Below are 940 nucleotides of genomic sequence, written 5' to 3'. Positions count from 1 at the left end.
TGCCGCTTCAGTTGTTCACTCATTGGTAGTGGGCCCGCGCCAGCTCGATGACTCGGTTCGTGAGTACCTGGCGCTGGTCGGCCGAGAGGTCGATTTCTGATCGGTATAAGTCACGAGTCACCGCCTTCCGCATCTGGTTCTGTAAGTGCGTTCGCTCCTTCCACTCGACTTTCGTCACGAACCCTTCTACCGTCTCGACCAGTGTTCCGGTGAGTTCGATGGCCTCCTCATCTCCGGCCTCGTGGTCGCCCAATACATCCTCGACGGCGTGGTAGAACGAAAGGTCCGTCTCATCGCGAAGCCCCTTCTTCCGCGCCTGCTTGTCGCGGGAGCGAATTTCGTCCATCAACGCGCGAAGTTCCTCAATGGTCTCGCGCTCGTCGTATCGTCCCTCCCGGTACTTTTCGATGAGTTCTTCGAGCCGGTCCTTGAGGGAGCCGTACTGTACCGGGTCCTCGTCGAATTTGACGTTGATCTCGTGCTTGATCGCATTCTGCATCTCACTCGCACGGGCTTCGTCGCTCTCTAGGTCTTCAACTTTCGCGTCGTACTCGACCTCGTCCATGATCGAGACCGGCTCGTCGTTCAGAACCTCGATGCCCCGTGAGGTGATGTGGTCCTGAATAAGCTCGCGGACCTTCGCCCCCGCCCCTTCGAGGTTCATCGTCTCATCGCGGTAGCGCTCCTTTGCCGTCCCGTAGATCGCGCTGAGCTGCTCAAGGTCCTCCCGGTAGGGATTCGCCATCGGGTCCGGCAGGACGATGTCCATCAGCTGCGAGAAGCGCTTGAACGCATTCTTGAACTCGATCCGGCGGTCGTCCGGTTCGAGCGACTGGACACACTGCTCCACGTCGTCGAGGTCATCGAAGAACGAGACCGCCTTGCTGTGCGCCGCCTCAAGGTCGGGCTGCTTGTCCTCGACCGGCACCATCGCACGTTC

At 59.7% G+C, this 940-nt stretch carries 1 protein-coding gene; it reads right to left on the bottom strand.

Features of this window, described 5'->3' with window-relative positions:
* Positions 1 to 19 precede the first annotated feature (19 nt).
* Positions 20 to 940, bottom strand: a 921-nt coding sequence (locus DVK07_RS19730; RefSeq protein ID WP_121598531.1) for a type I restriction enzyme endonuclease domain-containing protein, incomplete at its 5' end; no start/stop codon positions are given.

This window comes from Halorubrum sp. Atlit-26R (assembly GCF_003666015.1).
Lineage (GTDB): Archaea > Halobacteriota > Halobacteria > Halobacteriales > Haloferacaceae > Halorubrum.
The sequence above is the reverse complement of the archived record's forward strand: the minus strand, read 5'-3'. Positions and strand labels throughout refer to the sequence as shown.